The sequence below is a fragment of the Thermodesulforhabdaceae bacterium genome (assembly GCA_037482015.1).
In the GTDB taxonomy this organism is placed as follows: domain Bacteria; phylum Desulfobacterota; class Syntrophobacteria; order Syntrophobacterales; family Thermodesulforhabdaceae; genus JAOACS01.
The window spans coordinates 728,906-755,078 of sequence record JBBFKT010000001.1 but is presented as its reverse complement, the minus strand read 5'-3'; the positions used below and the strand labels follow the sequence as shown (position 1 = coordinate 755,078).

General features: G+C 44.2%; 30 protein-coding genes. 9 read left to right on the top strand and 21 right to left on the bottom strand.

The annotated features are described in order from the left end of the window. Positions 1-332: 332 nt before the first annotated feature. The 8 genes from WHS38_03555 (at position 333) to WHS38_03520 (ending at position 6,425) form a co-directional block, all read left to right on the top strand. Positions 333-1,808: a CoA transferase gene (locus tag WHS38_03555; protein MEJ5300045.1), complete on the top strand. Its 1,476-nt coding sequence runs from the start codon at positions 333-335 to the stop codon at positions 1,806-1,808. After that, positions 1,808-3,220: a CoA transferase gene (locus WHS38_03550; GenBank protein ID MEJ5300044.1), complete on the top strand. Its 1,413-nt coding sequence runs from the start codon at positions 1,808-1,810 to the stop codon at positions 3,218-3,220. Before WHS38_03555 ends, WHS38_03550 begins: the two co-directional genes overlap by 1 nt. Before the next feature lie 18 nt (positions 3,221-3,238). Next, entirely contained in the window at positions 3,239-3,703 is a 465-nt protein-coding gene (locus tag WHS38_03545; protein ID MEJ5300043.1) for a hypothetical protein, read from the top strand. A 15-nt stretch (positions 3,704-3,718) separates the two neighbouring features. Further along, positions 3,719-3,955, top strand: a complete 237-nt coding sequence (locus WHS38_03540) for a hypothetical protein (GenBank protein MEJ5300042.1) — start codon at positions 3,719-3,721, stop codon at positions 3,953-3,955. Then, entirely contained in the window at positions 3,939-4,220 is a 282-nt protein-coding gene (locus tag WHS38_03535; protein ID MEJ5300041.1) for a hypothetical protein, read from the top strand. Before WHS38_03540 ends, WHS38_03535 begins: the two co-directional genes overlap by 17 nt. After that, positions 4,204-4,695 carry a hypothetical protein gene (locus WHS38_03530; protein ID MEJ5300040.1) on the top strand — a complete coding sequence of 164 codons (492 nt, stop codon included), beginning with the start codon at positions 4,204-4,206 and terminating at the stop codon, positions 4,693-4,695. Before WHS38_03535 ends, WHS38_03530 begins: the two co-directional genes overlap by 17 nt. A 118-nt stretch (positions 4,696-4,813) precedes the next feature. Continuing rightward, a complete protein-coding gene (locus WHS38_03525) occupies positions 4,814-5,995 on the top strand; it encodes an MBL fold metallo-hydrolase (protein MEJ5300039.1) in 1,182 nt (393 codons plus the stop codon). Between the two features lie 34 nt (positions 5,996-6,029). Continuing rightward, positions 6,030-6,425, top strand: a complete 396-nt coding sequence (locus WHS38_03520; GenBank protein MEJ5300038.1) for a hypothetical protein — start codon at positions 6,030-6,032, stop codon at positions 6,423-6,425. Positions 6,426-6,434: 9 nt separating this feature from the next. Here WHS38_03520 and WHS38_03515 read toward each other — a convergent pair whose 3' ends face one another. Both WHS38_03515 and WHS38_03510 read right to left on the bottom strand, forming a co-directional pair. Next, positions 6,435-7,595 carry a peptidogalycan biosysnthesis protein gene (locus tag WHS38_03515; protein ID MEJ5300037.1) on the bottom strand — a complete coding sequence of 387 codons (1,161 nt, stop codon included), beginning with the start codon at positions 7,593-7,595 and terminating at the stop codon, positions 6,435-6,437. After that, positions 7,595-8,737, bottom strand: coding sequence for a glycosyltransferase family 4 protein (locus WHS38_03510; protein ID MEJ5300036.1), 1,143 nt, complete (start codon positions 8,735-8,737; stop codon positions 7,595-7,597). Before WHS38_03510 ends, WHS38_03515 begins: the two co-directional genes overlap by 1 nt. Here WHS38_03510 and WHS38_03505 point away from each other — a divergent pair. Next, positions 8,711-9,568: a hypothetical protein gene (locus WHS38_03505; GenBank protein MEJ5300035.1), complete on the top strand. Its 858-nt coding sequence runs from the start codon at positions 8,711-8,713 to the stop codon at positions 9,566-9,568. The genes WHS38_03510 and WHS38_03505 overlap by 27 nt on opposite strands. 20 nt (positions 9,569-9,588) lie before the next feature. Here the strand turns inward: WHS38_03505 and WHS38_03500 are convergent, their stop codons facing one another. The 19 genes from WHS38_03500 to WHS38_03410 form a co-directional block, all read right to left on the bottom strand. After that, the gene (locus WHS38_03500) at positions 9,589-10,089 is read right to left on the bottom strand and encodes a phosphatidylglycerophosphatase A (protein MEJ5300034.1); all 501 of its coding nucleotides are present in this window, start codon (positions 10,087-10,089) and stop codon (positions 9,589-9,591) included. A gap of 27 nt (positions 10,090-10,116) precedes the next feature. Next, complete coding sequence (locus WHS38_03495; protein ID MEJ5300033.1) at positions 10,117-11,325, bottom strand: MFS transporter; 1,209 nt, start codon at positions 11,323-11,325, stop codon at positions 10,117-10,119. A 16-nt stretch (positions 11,326-11,341) separates the two neighbouring features. Further along, positions 11,342-11,791, bottom strand: a complete 450-nt coding sequence (locus WHS38_03490; GenBank protein MEJ5300032.1) for a GatB/YqeY domain-containing protein — start codon at positions 11,789-11,791, stop codon at positions 11,342-11,344. A 3-nt stretch (positions 11,792-11,794) separates the two neighbouring features. Beyond that, positions 11,795-12,535, bottom strand: a complete 741-nt coding sequence (gene hisA, locus WHS38_03485) for a 1-(5-phosphoribosyl)-5-[(5-phosphoribosylamino)methylideneamino]imidazole-4-carboxamide isomerase (GenBank protein MEJ5300031.1) — start codon at positions 12,533-12,535, stop codon at positions 11,795-11,797. Between the two features lie 6 nt (positions 12,536-12,541). Continuing rightward, the gene (locus tag WHS38_03480; protein ID MEJ5300030.1) at positions 12,542-12,967 is read right to left on the bottom strand and encodes a thioesterase family protein; all 426 of its coding nucleotides are present in this window, start codon (positions 12,965-12,967) and stop codon (positions 12,542-12,544) included. Next, a complete protein-coding gene (locus WHS38_03475) occupies positions 12,964-14,235 on the bottom strand; it encodes a cofactor-independent phosphoglycerate mutase (GenBank protein ID MEJ5300029.1) in 1,272 nt (423 codons plus the stop codon). Before WHS38_03475 ends, WHS38_03480 begins: the two co-directional genes overlap by 4 nt. Positions 14,236-14,265: 30 nt before the next feature. Then, positions 14,266-15,582, bottom strand: coding sequence for a homoserine dehydrogenase (locus WHS38_03470; GenBank protein MEJ5300028.1), 1,317 nt, complete (start codon positions 15,580-15,582; stop codon positions 14,266-14,268). A gap of 36 nt (positions 15,583-15,618) precedes the next feature. Further along, positions 15,619-16,818: an alanine transaminase gene (alaC, locus tag WHS38_03465; GenBank protein MEJ5300027.1), complete on the bottom strand. Its 1,200-nt coding sequence runs from the start codon at positions 16,816-16,818 to the stop codon at positions 15,619-15,621. 865 nt (positions 16,819-17,683) lie between these two features. Further along, positions 17,684-18,178: an outer membrane lipid asymmetry maintenance protein MlaD gene (mlaD, locus tag WHS38_03460; GenBank protein MEJ5300026.1), complete on the bottom strand. Its 495-nt coding sequence runs from the start codon at positions 18,176-18,178 to the stop codon at positions 17,684-17,686. A 53-nt stretch (positions 18,179-18,231) separates the two neighbouring features. After that, the gene (locus WHS38_03455; protein MEJ5300025.1) at positions 18,232-19,026 is read right to left on the bottom strand and encodes an ABC transporter permease; all 795 of its coding nucleotides are present in this window, start codon (positions 19,024-19,026) and stop codon (positions 18,232-18,234) included. Continuing rightward, positions 19,023-19,835, bottom strand: a complete 813-nt coding sequence (locus WHS38_03450) for an ABC transporter ATP-binding protein (protein ID MEJ5300024.1) — start codon at positions 19,833-19,835, stop codon at positions 19,023-19,025. The genes WHS38_03455 and WHS38_03450 overlap by 4 nt, the downstream gene beginning before the upstream one ends. Next, entirely contained in the window at positions 19,816-20,154 is a 339-nt protein-coding gene (locus WHS38_03445; GenBank protein ID MEJ5300023.1) for an STAS domain-containing protein, read from the bottom strand. Before WHS38_03445 ends, WHS38_03450 begins: the two co-directional genes overlap by 20 nt. Before the next feature lie 29 nt (positions 20,155-20,183). Then, positions 20,184-20,870, bottom strand: coding sequence for an MBL fold metallo-hydrolase (locus WHS38_03440; protein MEJ5300022.1), 687 nt, complete (start codon positions 20,868-20,870; stop codon positions 20,184-20,186). Continuing rightward, positions 20,821-21,747: a hypothetical protein gene (locus tag WHS38_03435; protein ID MEJ5300021.1), complete on the bottom strand. Its 927-nt coding sequence runs from the start codon at positions 21,745-21,747 to the stop codon at positions 20,821-20,823. Before WHS38_03435 ends, WHS38_03440 begins: the two co-directional genes overlap by 50 nt. Continuing rightward, the gene (locus WHS38_03430) at positions 21,744-23,654 is read right to left on the bottom strand and encodes a GNAT family N-acetyltransferase (GenBank protein ID MEJ5300020.1); all 1,911 of its coding nucleotides are present in this window, start codon (positions 23,652-23,654) and stop codon (positions 21,744-21,746) included. Before WHS38_03430 ends, WHS38_03435 begins: the two co-directional genes overlap by 4 nt. Positions 23,655-23,666: 12 nt before the next feature. Beyond that, a complete protein-coding gene (lgt, locus tag WHS38_03425) occupies positions 23,667-24,458 on the bottom strand; it encodes a prolipoprotein diacylglyceryl transferase (GenBank protein ID MEJ5300019.1) in 792 nt (263 codons plus the stop codon). A gap of 152 nt (positions 24,459-24,610) precedes the next feature. Beyond that, a complete protein-coding gene (locus WHS38_03420) occupies positions 24,611-25,060 on the bottom strand; it encodes an Hsp20/alpha crystallin family protein (protein ID MEJ5300018.1) in 450 nt (149 codons plus the stop codon). Between the two features lie 175 nt (positions 25,061-25,235). After that, positions 25,236-25,691: a hypothetical protein gene (locus WHS38_03415; protein MEJ5300017.1), complete on the bottom strand. Its 456-nt coding sequence runs from the start codon at positions 25,689-25,691 to the stop codon at positions 25,236-25,238. 9 nt (positions 25,692-25,700) lie between these two features. Further along, positions 25,701-26,129, bottom strand: a complete 429-nt coding sequence (locus WHS38_03410; protein ID MEJ5300016.1) for a hypothetical protein — start codon at positions 26,127-26,129, stop codon at positions 25,701-25,703. Between the last annotated feature and the right edge of the window lie 44 nt (positions 26,130-26,173).

Sequence of the window (26,173 nt, the reverse complement as noted above, 5' to 3'; positions counted from 1 at the left end):
TAGATTAGATATTCTTCCTTTTAGTGTCTTCCTTAGTTGTCCGATCAGACAAGACAGGGTCGTATTTCGAACAGGAAAGAAAAGCACTTATTTTCAATATCTTATGAGAGAACTTGCTTTTCAACCGGGTCGTATTCCGGACAGCAAGATAGTTTGCCCATTTTTGTTCCAGTCCATAAGATACTGAAAATTCTATGTTTATTTCAAAGCCCAATTTGGCAAGGAAATTGCCGTGTTTAACAGAGCGGAAGTCCCCGGGAAAGCAGGTAACGATCTCGGGAGCGGGGTAAAGGTGTTTTAACAATTGTAGAATGTCAAAGGGAGGTTAAAGGATGGCGAGAGAACCGCAAGAGATTGAAATCAAAAGCAGAGCCGACACGCTGAAGCCAAGACCTTGGCCGGCAACACCTCCTCCATCAAGGGAAGAGGTAGCCAAAGTCTATGCAAGGCGCAAGGCGGAGGATTTTGGCGCCTGGTGTGAAGAAAATCTATGGTTCCAGAAGGCTTTTGACAAACCTGAGGCTCTTCAGGGTGTGAGAGTGCTGGAAGTGGGATTGTGGCGTATCGGGCATAAATTCTGTGCATCTCTTCTTTCAGAGCTTGGAGCAGAAGTGATCAAAGTGGAGCCTCCAGAAGGGGATCCTATGAGAAAGCTCACCCCCTTCGGAAGAGAAGAATACATGCTGAAAGACAAAAAAACCGGGGAGCCTTGCGGACTTGAGTTCATCCATGAAATGAGAAACAAATATTCTATTACTCTCAATCTTGACACTCCTGAAGGACAGAAACTCTACAAAGGATTGGCAAACAGAGCTGACATCATTATAGAGGAATATCCCCCTGGATACATGGATGAACGTGGAATCGGCTATCGTCAGTTAAGCAAACTCAATCCTCGCCTCATCTATTGCTGGATAGGTGAACTCGGTCAGTGGGGACCCGAAAAAGATAGAGTTTCAAAACATGGTCAGTGGATGCTTGATCCATTTGGACAAGCGGCTTGCTCCTTCATCCACAACACAGGTTATCCCGATGACTTTATGCCTCGCGGCTCCGGTGGTGACCCAACTCGTTCAGGCGTATGGCTTGCCGACTATGTGGCTGGCGAACAGGCTGCCGTAAATATCCTTGCTGCTCTTTATTATCGAGAAGAAAAGAGCGGCAAAGGGCAGTTCATTGAGGTAACCGCTGCGGAAGCCTTGATGGATATTCTTGACTTTGACATCTCCTGGTATGGATTTAACGAAAGTATTAAAGCTCGAACGGGTTCCTGGGATCCCAACCTTAACCAGTATGCCTGGAACCCCTGCAAAGACGGCTATATGATGATCGGTGGTCAGACAGACCGATTGTGGTATCGTATCGGAATGTGTATTGAAAGAGACCTGCCTCAGTTTGGTCGTATGATTCACGAAGATCCGTTCCTCAAAGAAGTGGCAGCTCGAAACGCTTTGCAAGCTCTTATAAAAACTTACACCCTGACCTCCATGTGGTTAAGGGACACTAACCGAGTTGAGGCGGAAGAAAAGCTTCTTGAATACGAAATCGCCGCTGGCCCGCTTCTTTACATAGACGAAGTTTGTGAGTTCCCGCACTTCAAGTATCGTCCATGGGTTTACACCATTGAGGATGAGCATTATGGAACTCTGCTTTACGCCACCTCTACCAACGCATTCCAGATGAGAACGCCTGGTAGAGTAAAATGGTTAGGGCGACCGCTTGGATACGACAATGGAGAAATTTATCAGAAATATCTTGGCGTTGGTCAGCGTATGCAAGAAGTCTTAAAAGAAAAGGGGGTGTTATAATGGCAGATCCAAGAGAAGTCAGACTGGAGGACCTTCCTGGTCCCAAGAGCCGTGAAGAACTTGAGGATATGAAGGCTCCCTATGAAGAATATTGCAGAAAGATATTCGACGTAGGGAATGAGTTTATAAAGCCGGGTGCCCTTGAAGGCATCAGATGGCTTAGCTGCACAATGTATATATTCACGCCTCACTCGGTGGCAAACCTCGGTGAATTAGGTGCGGAAATCATTAAAGTTGAATTTCCGCGAGTCGCCGACCCGATGAGGCACACTTCTCCTTTCAATGAATGTTATTTCTATCCGCTCCATGACACCCGTCCCAAGTCCGGAACGGGTATTGGAGTGCTCAATGCCAATGTAAACGAATATTACATTTCGCTTGATTATCACCGCAAAGAAGCACAGGAAGTCCTTTACAAACTGGTGAAAATGAGTGATGGACTCACCGAATGTTATCGCCCAGGAACATTCGATAAGTGGAAACAGAGCTACCGCTACCTTCAGGAAATAAACCCCAGATTTATCTACGTATGGGGTGGTGGCTTTGGCTATGGTCCTAAAGCCTTTGGAGGTTCATACGACATCCTTGGACAAGCTCATGCAGGGCTTGCAAGTATTACAGGATTTCACGAAGACTTTGGTGGTCACCCGGTAAAGCATTCCAACTGGTGTATCGACTGGTATTCCGGGACTCAGATTACCGTGGCAGTCCTTGCAGCTCTTTACTGGCGGAGAAAAACAGGGCTTGGAACCATGATTGAATTTTCTCAGGTTCAAGCAGCAACCAGATGTCTCGGATACGGTGTGCCTTTGTATGGACGGTTTGGAGTTGTGAGACAGCGTTGGGGTAACTGGGATACCATGCTCTGCGTCCACGGTATTATAATCTGCGGAAAATCTGACTATCCCGATGAAAAGAATCCACAGCTCCGAAATGAAGCCCGCTATGTGATGGTGAGCGCCTTCAACGATCCCGACTTCAAAGAACTCTGCTCGGTCATTAAGAGAATGGATCTTTATGAAAAGTATAAGACTCATAATGAGCGCGTAAGGGCTGAAGCTCAGGTGGAAATTTACCGTGAAATAGAAAAATGGGCTGCCGATAAATCTCGTTCTGAGGTTGTTCGCATCCTGACCGAAGCCGGCATTCTTGCAATGCCTGTAAAGAACGATAAGGAAGTGTATGAATCTGAACACTTCCGTCAAAGAGGCACCGTCAGGTGGATGGATGACCCAATGCTCGGTGATGTAATAGCTCAAAGCACTTACAGCACAGGGTTGTTCTCTGAAACTCCAAGAAGGAAATTCTGGGATTTCAGACCTGTTGGTGCTGATAATATTAAAATCTATCATGAGTTGCTTGGTTATCCGATTAGCACCATCCAGGAATGGTATGAAAAGGGTATCATTTAACCACCAAGGAGGTGTGCCGTGTGTGATATTATTTGGTGCAAAAAATGCGATACGGTCAATTACCTTGACCCGTATTGCTTCTGGAATTGGGAAGGAAAGATTAAGTGTGCGGAATGTGGCGAGGTATATTACATCCACATGATTATGGGTCATATGTATAAAGGCCCTGAGCCTCGTCCAGGTGAACAGCCTGACATTCTACCGCTATATGCCGACAAACCTTATGATGGATACACGAATTTTCCACCTGGAACAGAAGGTAAGACGCGCCCCTATAACTGCACTCCACGCCATATCTACCTTGGAAGAGCCGATCAGAGAAAGTTCAGCATAAGAAACAGACCTATGCGTGCATGGCCTCAGCCTCCATCGGCTGGCATTGCTGGATCTCAGGGATTCTATTGGGACATCAAGAAACTCAGTCCTGAAGTATGGGAAGAGTATCAGGAGAAAATTAAACGAGGCGAAGTAAGAGACTGGTAAAAAGGGGGTGCTCTTATGGAACATGCAAAGGATTTAAAACCGCATGAGTTTTTAGCAACAATACTCGTGCCGGAAAAACAAACCAATCATATATGCTGGAGTTGTAAGTATTTCAAACCAGTGCTCAAAGGCTCTAAGTTTCCCCCGGCTGACCTCATAGGCTGGTGCAAGAAGATCCACTGGCCCTTCTACTGGTGCGTATCTGAATACGATATAGTGAAGAGTTGCTATGCCTATGAGAAACTGGAGTAATCCAGAACTTGGGCATGTCGCAGCCATGGTAACGGCCTGGAAGGAGGCATTCTTCTCCCAGGTCGGACCAGGAGAAGGATGGGAAGTTCTTTGCGACGAATTTCGAGATGAAATTCGGGAATTTATATATCCCTATGTTAGAAAGCTTTATCTACTACGAGTTATCCAGGAAGAAGAATTCAGGGAGTTCCTCCAGTTCTGCGACGAAGAGGTGGAGGAACTCCGAAGAATGATAGAGGAGAGAAGCTATGCCGGCAAAATGTAGAGTAGTAGTTTGCGGGTTTGACCCTATGCTGGTAAGGGGATACCTGAAGACTGGAGAGAGGGCTCTCTGGTGGTATCTACCGGATGAAATTTACGAAGAGTTTAAGGTAAAGTCTGGATATAAAATTAAGGGTAAACTTCTGGCTGTTTATAGTCCCAAAGGCGAAATGAAGGTTGCTACCCCTACAGAAGAATTGGAAGGAGCTCCCGGAACGGCCGGACCTCCAGAAGTAGCCGGTGATCCCTTCGTATGGGATACCACAAAAGAAACAGGTCTCGCTGTTCTTCTCCCTGCTAAAACCATTATTAAATATGGACTTACTGCTTTCCATTTCCTTGAACTCGTAATTGAATCGATCGTTAAAGAAAACGGTGACGAGGTGGAGGTTTATCCGGGCGAAGAAAGAATGAGTTCCAAGTGGTGGCCTGAAAATAGAATGAAACTGAGCTACTACATAGACTTTGTTGCTCCATAAAAAAACGCCTATGCCTGATGGGGAATGAGTTCTCCATCAGGCACAATTAAACCTGATAGATTCTTCAGAATTGATTCGCCCCATAACCAAAAATCCAAATTTAAGAAAGGAAAAGCTAATGGAAGCAGAAGATCTCCAGATGCAGACAGGATGGGTACGCCTTTCGGAAAAACTTTCGAATAATCATTCTTTTTTCAAAAATCTTTTTTTCTGGGAGGGGTTTGACATATCTTGCAATATTTATCTTCTGGTCACCCCTGAAGAAAGTCTAATTATAGATCCTGGAAATGACTATACGGCTTTTTATGATCTTTTCTCTCCGGATTCTCAGATCATACCCCCAAAAAAAATAAAAAAAGTGCTCCTTACCCATGGACACAGTGAGCATGCTCTGGGGCTATTTGAACTTTTGCGCAGTTATCCTTCTTTGAGGCTTCCCGGTGAAGGCGTTGAAATATATCTACACGAAAGCGCTCCTGAAACACTAAAAGAACTCGCTGAAAAGCTCGGGTGCAAACTCAATTTTGTTCAAAACGGAGATATTATAACCGCTGGGGAATATTCTCTCTCAGTCATACACACGCCTGGTCACACAACGGACAGCTTATGTTTCTGGCATGATGAAACCAAAAGCCTTTTTTCGGGCGACACAGTTCTACCCTTTGCTGTTGCATCACCCGATCCGGTAGCCGGAGGGCGTATAGACTATCATCTATTTTCCATGAGAATCCTGAGAAAAATGGAAGTTCATAATCTACTACCAGGTCACGGAGACATAGTGACTGGAGAAGCTAAACTAGTGTTGGACGGAAATTATGCAGGTCTAATTAAGAAAATCGTGGGACTTCAGTGTCCATGGCTCGAAGCCAGTCAAAGTCTCATGCAAAAAGGCTATATGGAAGAAGCCATATTCTGTTGCGACAAAATACTTGAGGAAGATCCAAATCATCCAACGGCTTTGTATTTTAAAGCCTGTTGCTTAAACGATACTTCACGCTTTGATGAAGCTCTTAAAGTACTTGAACATCTAAAAAGCACGAATAGTCAGATGATTCATAACCCTCTCTATCTCATCACTTATGGCTGCGCTTTGATGGGACTTGGACAGTATTCTGAAGCCATCACCAGATTTGATGAAGCACATCGTATCGCTCCATCTATAGAAAATGCTCTAATCTACAAAGGACTTGCCTTCTATCTTAGCGGTCAGGTGGATGAAGCTATGAACATAGAGATATTCAAAAACGCCTTTGTAGGGCACCTCAAGGAAGAACTTATAAAGCAGTATCAGAACACCTAAAATTGATTAAAGCCCGGGGAGTCTTCCGACAACTATGACAAAACCGTCTTCTCAGATCCCTATTTTTTTTCTGGTAAAAACCCCGGAGGTAGTAACACATTTCAACGCCTTATTTCACAAAGTAAACTGGAAGGTGACCTTTTGTGACTCTCCATTAGATTTGTTTGATCATATCAAAACCGTTGAAAAAGCCATTATATTTGTTGAAGGTGCCGTATCTCTCGAGGAGGGACCGGCTCTTTACGATGAAATCCTTAAAAGATGCCCTGAAGCTAAGATAATTCTTGTTTGTAGTCAGGCTCACCGAAAGCTCATAAAAGATATGATAGAAAAAGGCGGTTACGGATCTATATTAGAACCCTATGATCCATGGGAAATTACAACAATGGTAAAACATCTAATGGCTGATTTGGCAGAAAAGACTGGGTGAATAAAAAATCTAAAGTAATGCACCGTATTCAACCAGGTGTTCTAGAGCTCGATAGCATTTATTTTTCTGACGGCCGTAGAATTTTATATAGTGATAAACGGGGATATTCTCAAAGCCTCTGAGAGCCTTATGTTCTCCACCAAAACCAGGATCTATGTATTTTATCCCCTGTTCTATAGCATACATCATGGGCCAGTAATAACAGGTGCCGAAATGAAGAAAGGGCACTTCTCCAAAACATCCCCAATAGCGTCCAAACATGAAATCATTTTTATAGTAGAATAAAGCAAGACCGACTGTATTTTCCGATTGTTTTGCTACAGAAAAAAGGATTCTGTGGCGAAAAAACGGCTTAAGGAGCTGGAAGAAAGAAGAGTTAAGGTAAGGATGAGTGTCAGGTGGCATGTGTTTACACCACGTGGATTCATAACATTCAAAAGCCATAGAATATAACTCTCTTTCCGCATCAATCCCGGGAACCAGGCCAATCTTAACATTTGCTTCCTTCAATTTTTTGATTTCCCTCAAGATATTTCTTCGCTTGTGAGTCCCCAAGGTGTTGAGAAATTCCTCATAGCTCTGGTATCTGTTAGTCCATAAATAATGGTTGGTTACCAGCCCCATATAACCAAAACTAGTCAACAAATCATGAAAAGCCAGGGTGGAACCATCAAGAAAATACAACCTTACCGAATACAAGCCTCTGGTTTCGCACAAAAAATCTATATACCGAAGGAACAGTTCCCACAGGCTTTCTTTGTTGTGCTCTCTTCTTGCCAAAAACTGATAGACAGGAACCGGCGTAAAAGGAACGGTGCCAACAATACCTCGCCCGACAGGAACTCCCGTCATAAGGGCTACGTCGTTCATAAGTCCTGTTATCCCAAATTCGTAAGCTCCATGAGATCGCTCAAACATGGGGGCCAGTCCAATCAGCCGACTATTATGATCATAAAGAGCGAGGTAGAGAGGGAGGAAACCCCTATTTTGGCTAACCGTCTGAGATTCTTCAAGCACGTAAAAATATTCCCGTTCCATCATGGGAGCTGCATCCTGAGCCAGCATGTTCCATTCGAGAGGATTAATTTCCTTTACGGAATTGTAGATAACAAATCGGGGCTTAACAGTGCCCAGTTTTTTTAAAGCTTTCTCAATATCCTGTCGGCTCATTATAAGATGCATCTTCTTAAAATTAATTTCTCGTAGAGACTAATTACCCGTTCATAACGTTTTTCAAGGGAGCACATTGCTTTAACAATTCCGTATCCTGTATGTGCCCGTTTTTCAGCTTCTGCTCGGTCAGTCAAAGCTTCAACCAAAGCTCTAGCCATGTCTTCAGGATCACCGGGTTTTACAAGCCATCCCGTTTTTCCATCAATAATGAGTTCTGGATTGCCCGATACAGCAGTAGCTACCACAGGTCTTTTCATGGCAAGAGATTCTCTAAGAGCTCCCGTAAGGCCCTCTCCTTCCATCGACGAAGAAACTGACACATCCGAAGCAAAAAGAATTTCGGGGATATCATCTCTGTGTCCACAAAATACAAAATCGTTTATAAGTCCTAATCTTTTAACCTCTTCCATCACTTCCTGGTGATAAGTCACATCGTCTATCCTACCAACCACTACACATTTTACCGATATGCCGCAGTCCTTAACCATCTTGATTGCTCTTGCCAGATATTCTAAGCCTTTTCTCCTGTCCACAGCCGCTATAGACACCACAAGCCGATCATCCTGTCCCAACCCCAATTCTTCCCTGAAAAGATCTCCATTTATTCCATCATGGAAACGGTTTTCATCATAGCTTCCGTAAATAACTGTCACCTTATCTGCCGGGATGCCCTCATCTTCCACCAGCTTTTTCTTAACAGCTTCAGCTACAGCTATCACATGATCCAACCCACCTGATCGAAAAACCTGCCTTACAATCCAATTTGGTAATTCATAAGTCGTACCACGATTGATGACCAGAACAGATTTTTTAGACCTGGCAAGCCACCTTAAGCTGAAAAAGGCAAAAAGCAACGCCAGATTTCGATGGCAGTGAACCACATCCGGTGAAAAGTCTTGCAATAATCGAGCAAAGCGAAGATAAAAGAAAGGATTTTTCATGTCCATGTGAACTACGGGAAAAGGGAAATTTCTGTTTAAAGTTTTATCAAGGGGAAAACCTGAAGGCTTGTGGAAAATGCATAAAACTGAATGTCCCCTTTCAAATTGTTTTTTGGCAAGATCGAGTCCCTGAACGGCTCCTCCCCGAGAAATAGAACTATGAGTAAAGACATGAATAATTGCCAATTTTCGTCCCATATGTGCCCTCTTTTGACACCAGAAAAACGTTACCTTCTGTTAGCCGCCATACCTGAAGAATACTCTACCTTCCTTTCTTCAACCAAGCCATGGACAAGATGGGCAACTAAACCATTTCGTATTCTTATAGCAAAGCAACCAGGTAAATTGCTTTTTTTCTGTCCTACGGGAATGGGCATTCGAAACATCATTCTACACTGGGAAAACATAATTAACCAAACCAGGCCTGACTTAGTCATTTCTTTTGGTTTCTGCGGCGAACTTTTTTCATCAGATCACAGAAAAGTATTTCTCGTAACACATTGCTATCCTTTTCCACCAAACAGTTACTTCAAGCCTATTGAACAGCCTGTGTCCGAAGAAGTAATTGAGTTCTGTAATCAGCATCAAATTGCTTTGGCAAAAGCCATAACTACACCTATCTTCTTTCCAAAGAAAGACCTTCTAAAACTTCTTAGAACCCTTATCACGCCACGGGACATGGATCACTTCAAAACATATCAGACTATCGTTGATATGGAAAGTGCACTCCTTGCAAATCTTGCCTATCGTCTTTCGATCCCATTTTTATCCTTAAGAGCAACTACGGATGCTCACAACGAAGAAATTCCCTTCAATGTGGAAGAACTTCTAAACGAACAGGGTTTTGTCTCCCCTAAAAAAGCTATTTTGATGTTAAGCCGAAACCCGGGGTTATTACTTGACTTTTTACACTTCTGGCATGTGTCTAGATCGGCATCGACAGCTCTTGCAAGCACTTTACGTGAACTTATAAGACTGTCCCCTAAGGCTTTTGAACTCAGCCCCCCACAGGTAATCTTTCCTGGCTGAAAATCTTTTATGGGCAGGCTTTATTTCAGTTCCAGAACGTAACACAACACCGCAAGGGAAACCGCAGCATAGACACCGCTAACAATGTCGTCAAGCATAACTCCAATGAAATCTCCACGTCTATCCATATATCGAGCACCAGGAGGTTTAATTATGTCAAAGAAGCGAAATAATAAAAACCCTCCTACAGCCATAATCCAGAAGGGAAGGCTTCTACCGAGAAGCAATGGCACGACAAGGTAGCCGGCAACTTCATCGAGAACAAACTTTCCAGGATCTTTTTCATTCCACAACCGGCATGCATCTGGAAGAACAATCGCGCTCACGCAAAAAATTCCAACCATGATCCCCCCAATGAAAAAGCGCTCTCCTGAAGATGACGAAAAAATCATCCTTCCAAGACCGTGGATTAGCACACCGGCAAAAGTTCCCCATGTCCCAGGCATAAGGGGAAGCAATCCAAGCCCTCCAGCCGTGGAAATCCACATAGTCCAACTTGAAGATTTTTTGTTCTCGATCATGTTACAAAGGTCTCCGCCCGTAGATTATCAGCGTGGCGCCCGTTCTTCACTACCGGACAGGCAAATCGCACCGGAACGGCGATTAAAAGCGAATAGGGATGTTATCTGCGGTGTCAGAACCAGGCTTGCCACCATAATGACTCCCCCGGACAACACGAAAGCTCCAGAAATTCCAAGTTTTGCCGCGACAACACCTGTCAAAACATTTCCCGAGAAGGTTCCAAGAGTTCTGACCGTATAGACAACGGCAGAATTGCCACCCATGCGTTCTTCGGGAAAGAGCAAAGCCGTAAGTAATCCAAAGGAAAGGATAACGTATGTATCACCCAGAGTGTGCAACAATCTTATAATCACCATTCCGGAAAAGCTCGTAGCGTAAGCCGTAAGAATGTGGAAAAAGGAGGAAACCACGATACCCCCAATAAGAAAAGGAGCAATTCTCTCGGTTACATCAATCCACCGACCAGCAAAAGGAGCCAGAAATCCCATCCAGATCCCTATCGCCATATAAACAAGCCCTATCTCCCTGGACGAAAAGAAAAGATCATCCATCAAAACAGAAAAACCCGATTGTTCCACTCCAAAGTGAAGTCCATAAACAAAATAGAGAAGCAGGAAAAGAAGAGGAGGCTTATGTAAGATGTCTTTACAATAATCAAGCCACTTGAAAACAGAAAGCTTCGCGGACGGGAGAGCGGCAAAACACATCCCAAGAAATACGCCGACAAGAGCGGATACTTTCAACACAAGCCCATAACCACCATCCTGAATAAGCAGACCTCCAAGAAGAGGCCCAATTCCAAATCCCACAAAAAGCCTTGCTTGATACAGTGAAATGTTAAGCGCTTTACCTTCCTCCGGGATAACCTTAAGAAACAGAGCATACAGGACGGTCTGGAAAATCGCCCACCCTATACCTCCAATGAAGGTAACGCAAAGCAAAGCGAGAAACTCAGAAGCGTGATAAAGTCCAGCGATGTGGAGAAGGGTCAGCCCCAGGCCGATCATCAACATGCTTTTAGCGCCAACTCTATCTGACAACACACCAAGCGGGATCATAAAAATAAGCGCTGCAATGGAATAAACCCCCATTACAACGCCGGCTTTTTCTGGACTCAAATCAATGGATCTCAAATGAAGAGGCAGAAAGGCAACGATCATCCAGAATAGAAGCGTAAAAGTAAAACTACAGACGGGAAAGAGAACTATACGGTAGCGCTGAAGTGTTTTTATCATTCAGTTTATTGCTTCTCTACTTCTGTGAAAGCCTAGCTTTTACAAGCTCATTTACAAGCTTGCCGTCCGCTTTTCCCGCCACCTTGGGCATTATCGCTTTCATGACCTTACCCATATCCTTTGCCGTTACAGCTCCCACTTCCCGTATGCATTCATCTACAATCGCTTCCAATTCTTCCTGAGTTAACTGCTTAGGGAGAAAGGTCTCAAGCACAGTGATTTCCTGAGCCTCTTTTTCTGCCAGATCTTCTCTTCCTCCGCTTTTGAACTGTTCAATAGATTCCTTTCGCTGCTTGATTTGCGAAGAGATAATCTGAAGCAACTCAGAATCGTTGGGAATTCGCTTTAGATCCTTTTCCTTGTTCTTAACTGCGGTGAGAAGACCTCTAAGGGCGTTCTTTGCAATTTCATTTCGACTTCGGATAGCTTCCTTTAGTGCCTCTTCAATCTGATCTTTTATGCTCATTTTCTAAGCCTCTCTTTCATATTCTTTAACTACACTAAGAACTTCCCCGAGTTTTATCCTTTGGTCATATAGCGCCCGTCCTATAATAACCCCATTCAGTCCTTTTTTCGTAAGAGGTAAAAGTCTTACGACATCCTCAAGTGACGAAACACCCCCGGAAGCTATAACCGGATGATGAGTTGCATCAAGAAGTTTCTCCGTAGCATCAACATTTACCCCAGCATGAGTGCCATCTCTTGATATATCAGTATAGATTATGGCACCCAGGGGCATGTTAGTAATCTGCTCAATTATTTCGAGCACTTCAACTTTTGTAGTTTCCTTCCATCCTCGAATAGCTACAAAGCCGTCGCGAGCATCCAGTCCCAGGGCGATACTACCAGAGTATTTACGGCATAGCGATCTAAACCAATCAAGATCTTCGAAGGCTCTAGTGCCAACGATAACCCGGCTAACCCCGGAGGCAAGATAAAAAGCTACATCATCTTCCGTTCTTATTCCTCCCCCTACTTGAACCGGAATATCAACTTCTTTAGCTATGGAAATTACAAGCTCTCGATTTACAGGCGAACCTGCAAAGGCTCCATCCAGATCAACCACATGAAGCCATTCAGCTCCCTCATCTTTCCACCTTCTAGCAACATCTACTGGATTGCTGGCATAAATGGTCTCTTTTTCTGGATTACCCTGAAAAAGTCTTACACATTTTCCATTACGAATATCAATCGCAGGATATATGATCATGTGAGTTTACTCGGCTCCTTTCACGTCAATGATTTCTTTCAAAAAAGCTGGAGGACGGGTCGGCTTCTTGGAAGAATTCAGAAAAGCATGAACTGTATAACCTTCTGCTATCATCTCTTCGCCGGAACTGTCACTCTCAGAGTTTTCTTTGTAAATTCGATAGATAAATTTAAGTCGTGCAGGGGATGGAAGCGAAGCCGAGGTAACAATACGAAGAACGTCATCGTAATAAGCCGGTTTAAGGTATTTGCAATAAGCCTCTATGACTGGAAGATAGTATCCCTGTTCTTCCAACATGCGGTAGCTCATGCCTTTCTGCCGAAACCACTCACCTCTGCCAGACTCAAACCATTTTAAATAATTGCCATAGTAAGCCTGGCCCATTTGATCCGTATCGGCATAAAGCACTCTAATGCGCCCAACAACACTCATAAAACTTTACCCTTGCTGAGGTCATCACATCCCGTAAATCTATTAAAAAGTTCCCACCCAAATGGTATTGGGTTATGGCCCTGTTCAGACCTTGCAGTGTCTTCACAGAACTTTCTGGATTTTCCGAAGCCCTTTTTTTGCCCCGAAAAAACGTCCCAAACATTAGCTTCAAGATATGGAACCGGATCCGCCACATGCGTTCGAACTTTTATGGGCGTCAGGTGATCTGGAAGAATAAGTATTTTGACTGTCCAATCTTTTCTTTTTTCAAGATAGCCAAGAAGAGGTTCAACAACACGCCTATCAAGTTGTTCTATAGCTGTTATCTTTTTCTGAAGGTTTCCCTCATGACTTGTTTCATCAGGCGCTTCAATATGGATATAGACGAGATCGAACTGCTCAAGTCCCTCTATAGCCGCCTGAACTTTACCTTCGTAGTTTGTATCTAGGTAACCCGTCGCTCCAGGTATAGTCGGCACATCAAACCCCATGCATACTCCAAGACCTTTAAGTAGATCCACAGCGCTGATCATCCTTCCCTTGAGTCCGCAACGATCCTGGAGTGAAACCACACTGGGAGCTTTACCCTGTCCCCAGGGCCACACAGAAGTAGCCTGGAGCTTTCCCTCTCCCTTCCTTTTTAGGTTAACAGGATGGTTCTTTAGAATGGCTTCTGCTCGCTCAATAAAAGTCTTGAGCACCGGAGTCTTATCATAAACAGCCCAATAAGGTGCCACAGGCTGACCTATAATATCGTGGGGAGGAGTTGTTTCAAGGCTGTCATTTCCACCTTGCCACACAAGCACATGGCGGTAACTAACCCCAGGGTAAAGCTTCAAAGGCAAGCCATCAGTTGCCTTCTGAAGATCTTTTACGATTTCATGTGCTTCCGGCGTAGAAATGTGCCCTGATGAATAATCAACCATAACCAGGCCAGCATTTTCGGTGTTTTCCAGCGTGATCAAATTACAGCGAAAGGCAACATCTCCCTCGGCAAGTTTTATACCCATGGCGGCAGCTTCGAGAGGACCACGTCCTGAAAGAACTCCCCTAGGATCATAACCGAGAAGGCTCATGTTTGCCACATCACTTCCCGGAGGCATACCATCAGGAATGGTTCGCGCAAGTCCCATTTTTCCTGAGATAGCGATACGATCCATAGCTGGCGTATTGGCTACTTCAAGAGGTGTTCGCCCACCAAGTTCTTCAAGGGGATAGTCTCCCATTCCATCACCGACAATGATCACATATTTTGTCGCTTGAGCCATATTTAACACCTTTTCTCTTATTCACCTGCATCAAACCCTAACAGATGGATCTTCAATGCGTATCACCTGCGTTGGCGCTCGAACCACGTCAAGCTGGTTAATTTCTTCTATAGCTTTTCTTACAGCGCTTTCTTTAGCTTCATGAGTCAACATAACGATAGGAACGGATTCGTCGATGCTACTGGCAGAACGTCCTTTCTGGATAACTGCCGAAATGCTTATATCGTGTCTGCCAAGAATGCCGGAAATTTTGGAAAGCACACCAGGGCGATCCACCGCGCTAAAGCGGAAGTAATAGCTTGAAATAATTTCTTCCACGGGAACAATTTTAACGCCGCTTTCTTCAATACTTGGCATAGTGCTAAGCGGATCCATGCCCTTTATGAGGCTTTTCGATATATCGATAATATCTGCAACAACAGCGCTTCCTGTAGGCATCATGCCCGCTCCAAGTCCATAAAACATAGTTTCCCCTACAGCATCTCCGTGAACAAAGACAGCATTAAAAGCACCTCGAACGCTTGCCAACACATGTCCTGAAGGAACAAAAGCAGGATGAACTCGCAACTCCACTCCCTTTGAACTTTGCTTTGCTATCGCTAAAAGTTTAATCTGGTATCCGAACTCTTCTCCATACTGTATATCGAGCGTATCTACATGGCGGATACCTTCAACCAGTATACGATCAAAGGCGATGGGCATATTGAAGGCCAGGGAAGCCGCAATGGCTAATTTGTGAGCTGTATCAATACCGTCAATGTCAAGGGATGGATCGGCTTCGGCATAGCCAAGCCTTTGAGCCTCTTTAAGAGCAGCTTCAAAAGAAAGCCCTTCTTCTCTCATTCGAGTCAGGATGAAGTTACAGGTGCCGTTGAGTATTCCCACAAGCGTAGTAATGCGGTTTGCAGCAAGTCCTTCTCGAAGGATTTTAATGAAAGGAATTCCTCCAGCAACTGAAGCTTCATAGGCGATAACCCGATTATTGCGAGCGGCTATGGCAAACAGTTCATTACCATGATGAGCAAGGAGCGCCTTATTAGCCGTAACGACATGTTTTCCCTGTTCTAGAGCTCGCACGATAAAGCTTTTCGCAGGTTCAATTCCCCCGATCAACTCAACAACAATATCCACATCAGGATCATCCAGCACTTTGTTCGCATCTCTCGTTAATATCTCAGCAGGAACCGATCTAGGGCGAGGGCGTTCAAGGTCCTTGTCGGCAACCCACTTTAGCCGCAGAGAAGTTCCAAGCCTCTTTTTTATAACATCCTGGCTTTCCTGAAGGATTGCCACAACGCCGGATCCAACCGTTCCCCATCCAATCAATCCAACGCAGATTTCCTTCATTAAAAAATATCCTCCGTTCCTCTGCTTCCCTTTTTTCTAAGACCCGCTATTCAAAACCTTTTTAATGCCTCGAACAGCCTGATTTATGCGATGTTCGTTTTCCACAAGTGCAAATCGCACATATTCATCTCCATACTCCCCGAATCCAAGTCCTGGTGAAACCGCTACCTTGGCTTTTTCTATGAGGAACTTAGAAAACTCAACTGATCCCATAGATCGGAAAGGTTCTGGAATCCGTGCCCAAACAAACATAGTTCCCTTTGGAGGCTCCACTTCCCACCCTACGCGATTTAATCCTCGAACAAGAGTATCGCGACGGGAACGATAAACATTAACTATTTCATCCACACAAGACTGATCACCATTAAGAGCCACTATAGCTGCGATCTGCACAGGTTGGAATATGCCATAATCGAGATAACTTTTAATTCTGGTCAACGCATACACGATGTGACGATTGCCAACGCAAAATCCCACTCGCCACCCCGCCATACTGTAACTCTTGGACATTGAGAAAAATTCGACCCCTACATCCTTTGCTCCTTTCGCTTGGAGAAAGCTAGGAGCTTTGTATCCATCAAAGGTAAGATCTGCATAAGCAAGGTCGTGAATAACAATGATTCGATTTTCCTTGGCAAAGGCTACGATTTTATCAAAAAAGTCGGCATCAACCACAGTAGTGGTCGGGTTATGTGGATAGGAGATTATGAGAATCTTGGGTCTGGGCCAGGTCTGACGAAAAGCATGCTCAAGGTCTTCCAGGAAATTCCTATCGGGTCCTATGGGAATGGATCTAACGTCACCGCCTGCGATAATAACCGAATAGGGATGAATAGGATAGGTCGGATTAGGCACAAGCACAACATCGCCGGGAGATATGAGAGCAAGGATCAAGTGCGACAATCCTTCCTTTGCTCCGATTGTTACCACAGCTTCTGTTTCGGGATCTATTTCCACGCCGTAACGGCGAGCATACCAGTTAGCGATGGCTTCTCTTAGTTTTGTAATGCCACGAGAAGCGGAATAGCGATGGTTGTGAGGTTTTTGAGCCGCCTCCAGGAGTTTGTCAACAATGTGCCTTGGAGTTGGGAGGTCGGGATTTCCCATCCCCAGGTCAACAATATCCTCCCCTGCTCGCCTAAGTCTCATCTTAAGTTCATTTACCTGAGCAAAAACGTAAGGTGGAAGACGCCTCATGCGCCCTTGCTGTGTTATTTCATCAACGCTCCAATCCATAAAACACTCCTTACATAGTTCGAGTAAAACCAACTTAATTCTTAAATACCGACAAAGAGAAAATAAATTGAGCCCGACATAAAAGGAAAGTCAAATAAAAAAACCGAGGATGTTCTAAAAAGAAGTCGGTAAAGGCGAAAAATTTTTCGCCCTTGCTGTGGCCGCCGAGGACGGCGACCCTCCCAATATTTTACCACCGTCCTGGGGAGACGGCGTCCTCCCCGTCCTGCGAGTCTATGGAAAGAAACCGGACCCTACCCGGCTATCCCTGTCAACGGGGAGGTAAACCCCTCCCCAACCCTCCCCGTCAACGGGGAGGGAGAAAAAGTCCCCCGTTGACGGAGATAGTATGTAAGTTCCCCCATTGACGGGGGGATTTAGGGGGTAATACTTCCGTTAGGGGTAGGCCTCGTGCCTGCCCGATTATGGGGCAACCACAAGGGACTGCCCCCTATGATGATGCTTTGAATGACGAAACTCAGCTTGGGTAAACCTTTCCAGACTCAGGTAGCTGAAAAACAACTTCAATATACATGACTCACCACAATCGGGATAGGGGCGGTCAATTGACCGATCCCCTCCCACACCACCCGGCATGCGGGTCCGCACCGGGCGGTTCGAGAAGTGTAGGGGCAATCCCTTGTGGTTGCCCCGTAACCGGAATTGTAGGGGCAACCTCCGTGGTTGCCCCAGAATCGGACAGGCACACGGCCCTAGGATTGGGCAGGCACAAGGCCTGCCCCTACGGGACGGTTATCGTTATCTCTGGTTCATCACCGTCACCCTTTCAGGTGCATGTAGGGGCGCACGGCCGTGCGCCCCTACAATTTATTACGTAGTTTTTTAAAACATCCTCATAAAGTCTTTACTCTGATTTTTCAGCGTCTTTCTGACGATTTCCTTCTACTTTTCCGAATACAAACTTGCTGATAAGCTCTTCTACATCAAGCGGTGGAAGTGTATCGGTAATTTCCCCACCTGGTTGAATGTAAGAATCTAGTCCCCCCTGTGAAATGGCTATATACTTATCTCCAATGATGCCCATAGTTTTTATGGAAGCTATACAATCTTCAGAGAGTTTCACGTTCTTGTTTATGACGAGAGCAACCTTAGCTCGCCCGCTACCGTTCAGTGTTATATTTTCCACTCGCCCAATCTCAACACCAGACATGGTCACTGGTGCCTTTTTCTTAAGACCAGAAACATTAGAGAAAGTAGCGTAAACAATGTATTCATCGCGATTTAATATTCCAATCTTACCAAGCTTTAAGGAAACATACCCCATAGCTAAAATGCCCAGCAAGATGAAAAACCCAACCATTATTTCAATGCTTTTGTAGTTTCTTTCTCTGACCGTCATTTTTCCGTGACCTCATCGCTATTAAACTGTAGTTGTCAACATTAAAATATGTTCTACAACATTATCGACGTAATAACATAGTCGGCAACAAGAACAGTAACGGATGATGTTACCACTGCACTAGTTGTAGCTTGCCCTACATCTTCGGCTCCCATAGAACCCCTATCAACTCCGGCGTAGTAACCCTTATAAGTTGATATTGTGATGGTTAAGACGGCAAATACGAGAGACTTTACGATTCCCATCCAGATATCCAGCCATTCAAGGCTACGGTATATTCCATCCCAGTAGGCTCCAGGATTAACTCCTAAAAGTTCTACACCTACGAAGTATCCACCCCAGACCCCTACAACGTCAAATATGTGAGTAAGTAAAGGGAAAGAAATCAAAGCAGCGATAAGACGCGGGAGGACTAGATAGCCGTGAGGGTCTATTGACATACAGCGTAGAGCATCAATCTGTTCGTCAATTCTCATAATACCTATTTCGGCACACATAGCTGAGCCAGCACGTCCAACGATCATAAGCGCCGTAAAGACGGGCCCCAGTTCTCGCACAAGGCTCAAGATGACACCGCTCCCAAGCAACCCCTCGGAACCATATCTAGAAAGGGCATAATACCCCTGGAGTACCAGCACCATACCTGAGAAAGCCCCTGTAAAGATTATCACGAACAAAGACTTATGGCCGATGAAGTATATATTTTTGATAACAAGGCTGGTTTTCCCTGGCGGATAGACTATTCCTCTAAGAGTGCACAGGAAAAAAACCCCCATGCGACCCAAACCAAGGAGGATCCCAAGCCCCCACCTTCCAATTGTTACAAAAGAATCCATCAAGACATTCATTTTCGCTTCACCTTGCAAAGCCTTGAAATATAAGAATCGTAATCGTGCTGTTCCTCATCGGGACGTCTATTAAGAAACTGCTGAACTCGAGGATCCGGCATTTGTCGAATCTCTTCCGGTGTTCCCGAAGCAATAATTCTTCCCTGATCCATGACGATCATGAAATCGCCGATTTTAAAAGCACTCTCAAGTTCATGAGTGACGACTATGACGGTCATTCCGAAAGCTTCTTTAAGGGTAATGAGAAGTTCATCTAATCCGGCGGCAGTTATGGGATCGAGCCCAGAAGATGGCTCATCCACAAAAAGTATCTCCGGATCCATAGAAAGAGCTCTGGCAAGCCCTGCCCTCTTTCTCATTCCACCACTTAGCTGAGACGGCATTAGGGAACTAGTGCCGGAAAGCCCCACCATGTGAAGCTTCATCTCTACCATAATTTCAATAATTTCACGGGGAAGATTTGTGTGAACGGTGAGCGGAAGAGCTATATTCTGACCAACTGTAAGAGAATTAAAAAGAGCTCCGTTTTGAAAAAGCACTCCGATTCTAAGCCAGTAATCGCTCCACTCTTTGTGATTCCATTTCGAAACATCTTCTCCATCAATATAAACAGAACCAGCAGGGCTCTTCTTAAGACCTATAAGATGCTTAAGCAGAGTGCTTTTCCCACAGCCGCTCATTCCCATAATGACGAAAATTTTATGAGCATCAACGTCGAAAGAAACGTCGAAAAGAACCTGTTTACGGCCATAATAACTGTTAAGATTTCTTACGGAGATAAAAGCCTTATCAAAATAGCCTGTTTCCATTTTCAACAGTAAGAAACTCCTCAAGCTGAGCAAGTTTGAAAACTCGCTTAACTCTATCACTCGGATAGAGGACTCGAAACACCCCACCCTTTGCTCTTACATGCTGACAAAGCAGAACAAGTAGAGCAACTCCCGCCGTATCAATCCATTCTACCTCAGAAAGATCCACTGCCAGACTTTTAACGGTGCGGTTGCTTCGAAGAACTTTAAAAACTTTATCTCTTATATCCCGCACCACATCTCTATTGAACCTCCCCGCTAGAGACACAATCAGAGTGCTGTCATCATCCTGATACTTCTTTACATCCACCTTGCACATTATCACGTCCTTGTGCGATTTTCAGGGTGTTAAGCTCCTGCATTCCCCTGAGCAAGCATTTGCTGAAACAGCGCAAACACAAGGTAGAAATTTTCCTTTACGGCGCCTCGCCCTTTAATTACAGGCCCGTGTCCTGGCGCAAGAATTTCCACATCGAACTCCAGTAACCGTTCAATGCTTTTCATGAGCTGAAGGGGATCACCGCCTGGCAAATCGAATCGACCAAAACTTTTTGCAAATATCACGTCCCCGGAGAAAAGTACCTTTTCGTTCTCAAAATAGATGCAAATTGATCCCGGGGCGTGTCCCGGAGTTTCGATCACTCTAAAAGTGTGTTCACCCACCTGAAGCTTGCCGGGTTTAAGGAAAAAATCGATGTTAAAATTTGGTAAAGTTCTCCCTGTTGTCTCCTGCCAAAGCCTTGAGAATTCTTCTAGAAAGATCTTCGCATCCCTGTGTGCGGCTATCATTGTGGGCGTGTCTGCCCAGCGAGTTATAGCTTCAAAGTGGTCGGGGTGAGGGTGAGTAATGATCACAAGGTCAATATCATCGAGTGTTAAGCCATCAGCAGCCATAGATTTTGCCAGATTATCCAGCAGATGAAGATGTCCCGGATCTATTAAAACTTTCCTTTTTCCGCCGATAACATAGCTGTTACAGTTATTTTCAGTGAGACTTTCCCAGGGATAATAAAAGAGATGCTCTGTGAGTTTCATTCACCCCTCCTAAGGTCTTAAAAAAGTGTTGAAAACATCGTCTAAGATTTGCGCTTATGCTTTTTTTGGTGTTGATAATATAGACATTCCCATCCATCAAAAACAGTTCTTTTACCATTCGCTTAACTTCTCTACCGGTAGCTTCCTGAAACAGCACCACGATCTTATCGCTCATTCTAAGTTCAGTATCCACAAGAAATATTGCCAGGTCCGGTGAAAGATCTTCAAGCCTTCTCAAGAAAGCTTCAACGGATGGCTTTTCGACCCCCCGCGGAGGACTGGATTTTACCTCAAGATAAACAAGGCGTCCTTGAAGAATTGAAAGCACATCGTAATCGCCTCCATGGGGAGTTTCAGAAAATTTCACTCCAAAAAGGGTTGGTGCAAGGAATTCCCTTCGCATAATTTCAGCTACATACCATTCCAGAGTAGCACCGAAGCTTCTTACAGAAGGCCCTACATAGCGGTAGGAGTAAGAATCTTCACCAATCTCCACAAGTCCAGCCTGATGGATAAACCGAATGAAACTTTTTGCCACCCTGGGAGAACAGTAGCGACTTATAGTTCTCCAGTCATGGCCAGCTACTTTATGGATGAGATCTTTCAAGAAAAGTCTAAAGGAATACCTGCCAAGGTTTTTGTAATAAAGAAGATGTATTGACGGATCATTAGGGATTGGAAGGATTACCTCAGCAAAAGGATTAAAGGACACTATCTGAAGCCCTCTTTGACGCATAACCAGTTCAACGGGATGAACAAATCCGGCAGGGAAAGAAACTTCCGCCCATCCCTTTATCAACTCGGTCAGCATAGCAACTTGGTTTTCAAGTTGTTCGATGCGCCCAACAAGATTTCTCTCAACTTCAGAAAAACTCATCGATCTAGCACACATATAACTGTTGGTTGGTTCAAATTTAACTTAATTTCATAAATTCCATTTGTTGCCGTAACATGTAACACATACCCAAGCACGGAAAAGACTCCAAAAACCCCTTCCTGTCCCCTGTTAACGTAAGCCACAAAGGCCTTAACCCCTCTTTTTCTTGCCAGTTCGGCAAGCCGTTGTAGAAGAAAGCTACCAATACCGCGGCGCCCGTAATCCGGATGAACTGCGAAATCAACTTCAGCCACCATGGATTCTTCATCGAGGACGTATCCTCCCATGCCCACAACTTTCTCTTTGCCTTTAGAACCTTCCGTGGCAAGGATAACCATCTTTTGACGATAATCGATGGAAAGAATTTCTTGAACATTGTATTTAGGATAAACCTTCATAAGCGACAGAAATCGCACATAAGGTTCTACTCTGGGAAGCGAAGACAGGAAATTCCGAACGATGATTTCGTCTGAGGGTCTAATGATTCTAAAGGTAAGCCAGAGCCCATCTTCAAACTCCTGTCTGATTTCAACTTCATCGGGGTAGAGAGGCATAGCGGTGGGGAAGATTTCTCGCCTGAGGTAATTAAGCCTGTAAGCTTCTCGCATGAGATCTTCCCGGACATCAGGGTGAGCGATACTGATAAGCTCCAGAGCCCGTTCTCTCAAGCTTTTACCGGTTAGACATGCGATGCCGAACTCCGTAACCACATACTCAACCCCCCCACGGGTCATAACAACCCCACTTCCTTCTTTAAGCGAAGCCACAATACGAGAACTTCCAGCCTGATAATCAAAAGATGGAAGCACTACAATGTTTTTGCCACCGGGAGCGCGGCGAGTTCCTCTAAGAAAATCAACGGCTCCCCCAACACCGCTATAAATTTCGTATCCTACCGAATCTGCACAGACCTGACCTGAAAGATCTATACTCAGAGCCGAGTAAATACTTGTCATTTTAGCGTTCTTAGCGATTATCTTATAATCATTTGTGTATTCTACAGGGTGGAGTTCCACCAGAGGATTGTTATGGACGAACCGGAAGAGTTTTTCTGTTCCAATACAGAAACTAGCTATAATTTTCCCCGGATGAAGGGTTTTTTTAGCGTTTGTAATAGCGCCAGATTCAATAAGCGAAAGATGGGCATCTGTTAGCATATCGGTATGGACACCCAGATCTTTTTTACCTTTTAATGCATAAAGGCTTGCATTAGAAAGGCTACCTACTCCCACTCGTATAGTAGCTCCATCTTCTACCAGTTCAGCCACATAGTTTCCGACTGCTCTAGCCACTTCGTTAATTTGAGGAGGCTGGAGTTCGAGAAGAGGCTCTTCATATTCCACAATCGCATCGATCTGGCTTATGTGTATAAAAGAGTCTCCCAAAGTGCGAGGCATCCGAGGATTAACTTGAGCAATAACGTATTTTGCACTTTCTGTTGCCGCCTTTACTATATCGACAGCAACCCCATAGCTACAAAAGCCGTGCTCGTCAGGAGGTGAAACCTGTATGAGGGCAACATCTATAGGTAGAAGTCCTTCCTTAAAAAGTGTTGGAACATCAACCAAATTAACAGGCGTGTAATCGGCTCGCCCTTCTGCAACTGCTTCTCGAGTAGATGCTGCTACGAAGAAGGACTTAAGCCTGCATTTTTCTTGAAAACATGCATCAGTATAACGGCTTTTTCCAAGGCTCAGAATATGAAGAATTTCCACATCAGCAAGAAGAGCGATGCACTCCACAAGTTTATCCACAAGATGCTGAGGCTCACCACAGGCAGAACCTATAAAGACTCTATTTCCCCTTTTAACGACCTTCAAAGCCTTCTCTGCAGTTTTAATCTTGGATTGATAAAGAGAAGGCCAATTAGGTGAATAAAGAGGAACAGCAGAACTGTTGTTTCCCATAAAATTTCCCCTTTATTGTCGGTAGGATTTTGAAAAATATACCAACAGTCCACAGCCCACAATAATCATGGCAGCACAAAGTATTTGCCCCATTGTAAAAACCCCTAGGACAAATCCTATTTGCGGGTCCGGCTCCCTAAAAAATTCTAAGATAAACCTGATAATGCCGTATCCAGCAATAAAAGATGCTGTAACTACACCAGGCTTAGGATTCCTTTTCTGCAAAATCCAGAGAAAAGTAAAGAGCACAAGACCTTCCCCAAAAGCTTCATAAAGCTGTGACGGATGGCGTGGTACAGAACCTCCGTAAGGGAAAATCATAGCCCAAGGGACATTCGTTGGTCGACCGAAAAGTTCGCCGTTTATGAAGTTGCCAATTCTTCCGAGTCCTAATCCTATGGGCACTACCGGCACAACTGAATCTGAAAGCTCAAGGAAAGAAATCCCTCTTCTTCGGGAAAACCAGCATCCTGCCAGGACGGACCCTATAAAGCCGCCATGGAAAGACATACCTCCATGCCATATAGCTATAATTTCCAGGGGATTTTTTAGGTAAAATCCTAGATCGCCATACTGATAAAACAACACATAGCCAAGCCTTCCACCAACTATAACACCAAGAGCAAGCCAGAAAATTAGATCCTGCAGAGTTTCTCCCTTGAGTCCCAGTTTTAGAGCTCTTTCCTGACGTGGAATAAGCAAATAAGCAGCAAGAAATCCCAGAAGATACATCAGTCCATACCAACGGATGGAAAAGGGACCAATTCTTAAGATTTCAGGATTGATTTGCGGGTAAGGTATCATCCTTCCTCTCTTCCTTTAGTCACTTGAATAATCCTAAACTACAGATCCTTTTGAACATTGAAAGTTTACAACCTTACTCAATCAAAAGAAAGAATAAAAAAGGTAGGGAGTAAATCCCTACCCTTCTGTTCCTTATAGAATCAGAGTCTATCTTAAGCGGTTTTGATTTCGATTTTCTTGGGTTTAGACTTTTCAGCTTTAGGGATGGTAAGCTTCAGCACTCCATCCCTGTAAACTGCTTCTACGGCCTCAGGATTTACTTCAGCAGGCAAAGTAATCGATCTGCTGAAACTACCGTAGCTTCTTTCAATCCGATGATAGGATTCATTCTTTTCTTCTTTCTCCTGTTTCTTCTCACCCTTTACGGTAAGCACATTACCAACTATAGAAATGTCCAGATCTTTAACATCCACTCCAGGCAAATCAGCCTTAACTATAATATGCTCTTCAGTCTCAGACACATCGAAAGCCGGCACTATAAAATGTTCTTTTTCGAAAAACTCAGGAAGTTTCAAATCCTCAAACCATCTGTCAATTGCATCCCAAAAACTCATTCTCATAATATCGGGAAGCCGACTTGGTCTTGGAACTATTCTTGCCATAATGGTCACCTCCTTCTTCTAAGTTTCTGTTTTAATTAGACCTTTTCCAATTGTGAATTTAAACACTCTATAACAACTGTCAAGGTAGAGAATCTTTGAAAATACCTGGAAAATAACCCCGAGATGTAAGCTTTTAAGACATAATTAATGCATGTTTATGCCAATAAGTTAAAAATTAGAACAGATGAACTCCAAGTATGACCTTCCCATGGTAGGTTAAGACTCGAACGGGATATCTAGTTCCAGGACAGAATATATATCCTTCTGTTGTCTGCCCCGGGCTTAAAGAGGTTTTAACAAGCTTTCTAGACCATTTGATTTTCTCAGAGAGAGGCTCGTCAACAACAACAGCATCTCCTGCTACATTTACACAGGAGAAATCACCGGAAGCAATAGACAAAATATCAGAAGAGTTGTTCTCTATATGAACATAGAAAATATCCATTCTTACAGCAACATTTTCACCGGGAACAAGAGCAGAAATAGGCGAAGAGCCGTGGAAAGATGCACAAATTTTTATACCTTCCTTCTCGGCACAGGATATTTGATTTCCAGAAGAGATACCAATTCCTATCAAAAGACATATGAATAATATAAAAAACGATGATCCAAATCTCAGCAAAAAGGTCATTTTCCCTGCTTAGTCACTGACCCACTTGCCCTTGGAATACCGGAATATTTCGGTCATAGTAACCTGTTTGGTTTTATAAAAAGGGCCTTTTTTGGCTTCGTCTGCCGAAGAACCTTCAGATTCATAAATAAAAACTTCGTATTTAAGAATGCCGACATAAGGGGTTACTGGATTCCCTGTAGATTTAACTTCCTTATTAACAACTTTTATAAACTCCTGATATTGAGCAATCACAACTCCGGGTTTGGTCTGATCCTGCATAATACACGGTGTTTTTCGGCTGGAACATCCCTTCTCGGCAAAAAGTTGTAACCATTGATCGGAAAAAGTATCAAATCCCGTTTTTATAACCAAATCATCCTCTGCGTATGAATATCTGGACAATAACACAACAAAGGCAAGACAAATCAAAAACGTAACTGAAGTTTTGAATCTCATTTGCGACACTCTCTTTAATAAGAAGCCAGAACCATGGAATGCGA